A 6,227-nucleotide genomic window follows, 5' to 3' on the forward strand; every position below is an offset into this window, starting at 1 on the left:
TGGCGGCGCTTTCGTCAGGTCGTTATCGAGCATGCGATATCCAAGCAAACCCCATCAACGCTCCGACGGCTATGCTGCAACACTCGTCAATATCCCTCCACCACCTACGCTTAGCAACCTAAAGTGACATTGGGCGCCTAACTTCTCGCAACTCCCTTGCGTGGTTGGCGCAGCACTGACCTCGGTCAGGGTTTTTGGAGGCCAAATGGCAGCAAAGATCGAAAGCCCGCGCATTACTGAAAAGGTATTAAGTGCGTATTATCATTGCGTCCGAAAGAGTTATCTTTTGATGTTCGAGCGGGACGCAAGCCGGCGTACGGACTTCCAAATAATGCTTGATGACCGGAGAACGCGCCTTCGTGCGGACTTCATTGACGGACGCCTCCCTGGAGCGCCCAAGCCTGAAGTGATAGCTCCCGCAAGCACGGAAACACTTGTGACAGAGGAGATTACATATATTCAAGCCACGCGGACAAAATCAATAGATGGAACGAGTGATTGGGAACCTGTCGTTTTCGGTGCACATCACTCGCTCGATTTTGACGATAGAAGGGAAGTGGCATTTGCCGGCTACGTTACTTCTTGCGCCAGCGGCGCGCCACCTCTTTCAGGGATGGTTATATTGCGGGACGGAAATGTTAAGACCGTTCGAATAAAAGAGGCGATCGGCCATATACGGGAAACGGTCAACACTCTCGAAGGTTGGATCGAAACACGGCCGACCATACCTCGTGCCTTATTGAACAGGCACTGTCCATACTGCGAGTTTCAGCATATATGTAAGCCAATCGCAGAAGGCGAAGACAATCTCACTCAACTTCATGGCATAAGTGAAAAAGAGGTAAAGAAATTTGAGCGCAAGGGAATTTTTACCGTAAAGCAGCTATCTTTTCTTTATCGCCCACGCAAGCGTAGCCGCCGATCCAGCCCGCACGGACAGACGCACAAATATGAACTGCAAGCGCTCGCGTTAAGGACTGGCAAAATTTATATTCAAGACAAGCCTCCTGTGATTCCACAATCCAATGTAGAAATATATTTAGACATCGAGACCGATCCGGAGACTGGCTTTTGTTATCTGATTGGAGCTCTGGTGTCAACCGCTGGCAAGCGCAAACTCTCACAATACTGGGCGGATCGTCAGACGGACGAAAAATCAATATGGGATGATTTTCTTTCCTTGCTCGATCGATATCCGGATGGCGTGATTTTTCATTACGGAAATTTCGAACGAAAGACGTTGATTAGACTGAGTAAGTTGTATGGAGGAGCAGTTCAAGATGTTCTCAATCGGTTGTTTAACGTAAATACGTGCATATATGGGAAGATCTACTTTCCAACCAAATCTAACGGATTAAAAGATATCTGTCATTATCTGGGTTGCACGTGGACTTCAAAGATATCGTCCGGCCTTCAGTCGATTGCATGGCATTACAGGTACGAAATAACTGGCGACAAACAATACCGGAACCAGCTTCTTATATATAACAAAGAAGACTGCCAGCATTTGAAAACACTGGCCGAAACGATACGTGAGATTGCGCTGACAGCTAGCCACTCTCCTGAAGTACGATTTGCAGACGTTGAGGGTGGTTCGATAAGCGAATCAGCCTCCAATGTCATTGGTCATTTTTCGAAACTGCTTCAATCTGCCCATGGTACCTACGAGAAGTCTAAGATAAAGCTGACGAATACTGCTAAGCCGGCCGGTATCGACGCTAAAGACGCGCTATCGAGGAAGAAGAGAAAATTTAGGAAGCCAAGAGTAACCAAAATAATCAATGTGCGGCGTGGCAGGATATGTCCGCATCATCCGGGACAAGCTCTGAAACCCCGCCAAACCAAGTCAGTACGAACTATTCTCGATCTGGAGTTTTCGAGCCGAGGGGTAAAGAAGGTAGTTAATCAGTATGTGGGCTACATGGGCTATTGCGTCACTTGTAAAACACAATATAGCCCGCCGGCGATCCGAAAGCTCGGGCGCGGCAGAAAATACGGTCGTGGATTGCAAGTTTGGGCAGTTTACCACCGAATGGCTTTACGCCTTCCATATGACAAAATTTCTCAAATGATAGAAGATATTTTCTCAGAACAAGTTGGCCAGGGTCAGATTATGTCGTTCGTCAATCAGATGAGCCGATATCATATCGTTACAGAAAATCTTATTCTTAAATATATTCTCCAGTCTCCCGTGGTACATGTGGACGAAACGACAATCAATATTCGAGGTGAAACTCAATACGTTTGGGTAATAACAGACGGTAAACATGTGGCGTTCCGATTAACTCCAGGTCGTGACGCGACAGTCGTGCATGAGTGGCTCGATGGTTATCCCGGCGTATTGTGTTCCGACTTTTACGGCGGTTACGATTCTGTGGATTGCGTTCAGCAGAAATGTTGGGCGCATCTTATTCGAGATCTAAACGACGATTTGAGAAAATCTCCATTTGATTCCGAATTTGAAAGCTTTGTGCTGGCAGTTCGTGATTTGATTGTTCCAATGTTCGAGGCAAGTGAGAAGTACAACATGAAATCAAGAAATTTACGTAAATTTAAACGAGCAGTCGAAGTGTTTTATAGGAAGCACATCGATGGTGTAGACTACCGATCAGATCTGACACAAAGCTACCAAAAAAGATTTTCAAGATACAAAGACAAGCTCTTTGTATTCCTCGAATGGGACGGGGTGCCGTGGAATAACAATATGGCGGAGCGGGCAATACGTCACTTGGCGGTCCAAAGAAAAATTTCGGGATCCTTTAACGATAAATCTTTCCCGTACTATCTTCGACTCCTTGCGGTTACGCAAACGTGCCGGTTCCAGAACAAGTCCCTACTGCAATTTCTTTTATCCGGCGAGAGGGACGTCGATCAATTCGACGGTAAAGGGCACTTCAGCGGCTGGCGTATGCGATAGTGAATGCTTCGTACCAAAGCCTCCGTGCCCTCCGGGAGGATGGAGCGGCCATTTGGTCGCGCGTGACGACGGAGCGTTGTTTGATGAGCAGTTCAGCGCCAAACGTTGGCAACTGACACCCACCGGCATCCTGTCGCTGCCACGAGCGACAGCTATAAAGGCCGACGATGCAAGCGGCCGCGAGGCACGGACGGCCGGTTCACCTTGATAGCGGTCGTCCAGACGACGCCGGCTCGAGCGACTGGTTGGGGTCGGGAAGAGCCACTGAGCAACCGGGTGATGAGCCTTGCAACGAGAAGTGCGCAAAACGGCGCTCGCATCGCGGTCCGGCTAATTCGCGCTTCTCGTCATGGCAGTCCAGCTATTTCCGATTCCAAGACCGCGAAGCGGTAACGGAATGAGATGTTAAGTCATTGATTTTTCGGGAAACGCAGTCCAGCGAATTCTGGTTCCTCACAGCCCGTGTAGGAAACCGGAATTCGCTGGACTACATACCGGTTTGCTGGACTGGAAATCCGGAATTAGCTGGATTGCCGTGCAGCTGATGCGGGCGCAGCTGCTCCAGGTTTCGTTCTGCTGCGCATTCGCCCTATGTCTGTGACGTGAGCTGCTCAATATCGGCCTCAAATGGCAAGGTCTTCACAAAGGACGTTGTGTGGCCAGTTCTCTACGCATAACATGGCGCTTAACCCCGCTCCCTTCTGTCGCTGGACCCTTCGCCGGCAATCCGGCTCGGGCCGGTTAGCTCTGCATTGGTCCTCTTGATGACTACTGATCCCGTCCTTGAAATTTTGGCGGAGGCAAAGAAACTCGCGCAGCGCTATCGGCAGCTTACGGGCAAGCCGTTGGGCATCACTGGTGAAGTCGCCGAATATGAGGCCGCACGTATTCTCGGTGTAGAACTCACTGCCGCACGCCAAGCTGGCTACGATGCCATCGAAGTTCGCGATGGTCAGCCGGTCCGGCTTCAAATCAAAGGACGGTGCGTGCTTGAAGGTAGTAAGCCCGGCCAACGAATGGGGGCCATCGACGTCGAGAAAGATTTCGACGCTGTCTTGCTCGTTCTCCTCGATGGAGACTTCGAGGCCACTGCAATTTATGAGGCGCCTCGTGACGCCGTAGTTTCCGCGCTCACTGCACCCGGCTCCAAGTCACGCAATGAGAGAGGGGCTCTTGGGGTGTCGAAGTTTAAGTCCATCGGGTCGCTACGCTGGAAACGTCCAGTCGAGGCCCAACCCATCACTGCACCGGACCTGTGGCGGCAAGCCGCGTCAGACCGGTGAATCCAGACGTTGAGTGCCAGCAGCACCGCCTTCAATGCTGGAATTTTTGGAGAATAGCCATGAAGAAGATCGTAAGAATTTCAGCTTTAGCTCTGATTTTTGTCGCGGCGTCTCTTCAAGCCCAAACTAATTGTCAGTACATTGGTATTCAACGAATTTGCGCTGACGCATATGGCAATAGCTCAACAACGCAGCGAATTGGAAACCAAGACATTACAAACTATAGCAATGGGCAGTCCGCGACTACGCAGCGGATTGGAAGCCAGAACATCACGAATTACAGCAATGGCGAATCTGCGGCGTCACAGCAGATAGGCAATCAGCGCATCACGAACTACAGCAATGGAACGAGTGCGACAACGCAGCAGATTGGGGATCAAACGATTACGACCTTCAGTGACGGACGCACAGTTACCTGTCAAAAAATCGGAAATCAGCGAATTTGCAATTGAGAAAAACTTTAACTTTTTGTAGCAAGTATTGTTGGAGCCCGTCATGCCTACGTCTGCGTTTGTTCGTACTCGGATCGACCCTGAAATCAAGGAAGAGGCCTCCATCGTGTTGGAAGCGATGGGCCTGACCGTGTCTGATGCAATGCGCATGATGTTGACCCGCGTAGCGCGTGATAAGGCTCTGCCGTTTGAACTGATGACGTCCAACCCCGAGACCATCGCCGCCTTGAAAGAAGCGCGGGCCGGCGGCCTCCGCAAGTCCGGGTCGGTGGGCGACTTGATGGCGGATCTTAAAGATGAGGACGATTGAACGAACGAGTCAATTCAAGCGCGAGCAAAAGGGCCGCATCGGGCCACGCTTGATGTGGACTTCATTGCCGTGGTAAAGGCGCTGGCGAACGATGAGCCGCTGGCGGCAAAGCACGAGGACCACCCGCTGAGTGGGGAGTGGAAGGATTTTCGCGACTGCCATGTTAGGCCGGATCTGGTGCTGATCTACTGCAAGGTGGGCGACGACGTTCTGCGGCTTGTCCGCCTGGGCTCGCACAGCGAGTTGAGTCTGTAGGGTGCTGCGCGCTCGCCTAGCCGCCTTCGGGCGGTTTTTTTTGTGCCCACGGATCCTGACGGTGGCGAACTTTGGAGACTGCCAGCCCCGAATCCACGTCCCTCGAGGCCGCCCCGCAGGCCGATCTGGCCACGCTGCACGCGCAGTTTCCGGAGACCCGGGGTAACCGTCCGCTGATGGCCGTGTAGACGCGATAGTCGAATCTATCCAGAGTAGTTCCCATCAAAATCTGGCGGGGACTACTTTGGAGTCTGTAGCAAAGCGGGGGGCCGCACGCACGGCAGCCGCAATCACCCGATTGAACTGAAACGTAGATTGGCAGAAGCTGCTTGCGTGCCAGGCGTGTCTGTGTCAAAGCTGGCGCTGGAACACGGTCTGAACGTGAACATGGTCTTCCGGTGGCGTCGCATGCAGGGCCAGGACCTCGTTTGGGCTTAGACCGGCAGCGCCAGGTCCGCGATCACTGCCGCCAGAAAGCGCGCGGCCTCGCCGCCCGTGACCACCCGATGATCGAAAGTCAGGCTGAGCGGCAGGATCCGGTGCACGGCGGGCACGCCGCCGGCCGCAACCACCGCATCGTGGATACGGCCGGCGCCAAGAATGGCAACTGTCGGGGGTACCACGATCGGCGCCGCATACTTGCCGGCGATCATGCCGAAGTTGGACAACGTGATGGTGTTGCCGCGCATCTCCTCGGGTGCGATCGTTCGTGCACGCACATCCGCGCGCATGCGGTCCAGGCCGCGCCGCAGGTCTGCCGCGTCCCGTTTGCCGGTATCCCGCAGCACCGGCACGAACAGGCCTTCGGGCAGGTCGACCGCAATCCCCACGTCGATCCGCGTCGGCACATGGCGGCGCCCGGTCTGGCTTTCGTACCAGGCGTTGAGGCCAGGCTCGGCGCGGCATCCGGCGACCAGCGCGCGCACCAGCCGGATCGTGGTGTCGGTGCCGGGCACCCAGGCGTGGATATCGGCGTCGTCGATCACGGTCGCCGCGGCGACCTCGCGTTG

General features: G+C 53.3%; 6 protein-coding genes. 5 read left to right on the forward strand and 1 reads right to left on the reverse strand.

Annotation, left to right across the window (positions count from 1 at the left end; genetic code table 11):
- The first annotated feature begins 205 nt into the window (after window positions 1–205).
- From tnpC to ACYP5B_RS39120, 5 genes are all read left to right on the forward strand, one after another.
- Window positions 206–2,917: an IS66 family transposase gene (tnpC, locus tag ACYP5B_RS39100; protein WP_459573182.1), complete on the forward strand. Its 2,712-nt coding sequence runs from the start codon at window positions 206–208 to the stop codon at window positions 2,915–2,917.
- Window positions 2,918–3,681: 764 nt separating this feature from the next.
- Complete coding sequence (locus ACYP5B_RS39105) at window positions 3,682–4,200, forward strand: DUF6998 domain-containing protein (RefSeq protein WP_459573183.1); 519 nt, start codon at window positions 3,682–3,684, stop codon at window positions 4,198–4,200.
- Window positions 4,201–4,259: 59 nt separating this feature from the next.
- Entirely contained in the window at window positions 4,260–4,652 is a 393-nt protein-coding gene (locus tag ACYP5B_RS39110; RefSeq protein ID WP_459573184.1) for a hypothetical protein, read from the forward strand.
- 43 nt (window positions 4,653–4,695) lie between these two features.
- A complete protein-coding gene (locus ACYP5B_RS39115; RefSeq protein WP_459573185.1) occupies window positions 4,696–4,962 on the forward strand; it encodes a type II toxin-antitoxin system RelB/DinJ family antitoxin in 267 nt (88 codons plus the stop codon).
- Between the two features lie 54 nt (window positions 4,963–5,016).
- Entirely contained in the window at window positions 5,017–5,217 is a 201-nt protein-coding gene (locus tag ACYP5B_RS39120; RefSeq protein ID WP_459573186.1) for a type II toxin-antitoxin system YafQ family toxin, read from the forward strand.
- Window positions 5,218–5,651: 434 nt separating this feature from the next.
- Here ACYP5B_RS39120 and ACYP5B_RS39125 read toward each other — a convergent pair.
- Window positions 5,652–6,227: 2-oxo acid dehydrogenase subunit E2 (locus tag ACYP5B_RS39125; RefSeq protein WP_459573187.1), on the reverse strand; the 576-nt coding region annotated here is incomplete at its 5' end.

The organism is Cupriavidus sp. 8B (genome assembly GCF_054589115.1).

Coding starts and splice junctions, on each gene's coding strand:
- ACYP5B_RS39110 (WP_459573184.1), top strand. CDS start 4,260: ATGAAGAAGATCGTAAGAATTTCAGCTTTAGCTCTGATTTTTGTCGCG.
- ACYP5B_RS39105 (WP_459573183.1), top strand. CDS start 3,682: ATGACTACTGATCCCGTCCTTGAAATTTTGGCGGAGGCAAAGAAACTC.
- tnpC (WP_459573182.1), top strand. CDS start 206: ATGGCAGCAAAGATCGAAAGCCCGCGCATTACTGAAAAGGTATTAAGT.
- ACYP5B_RS39115 (WP_459573185.1), top strand. CDS start 4,696: ATGCCTACGTCTGCGTTTGTTCGTACTCGGATCGACCCTGAAATCAAG.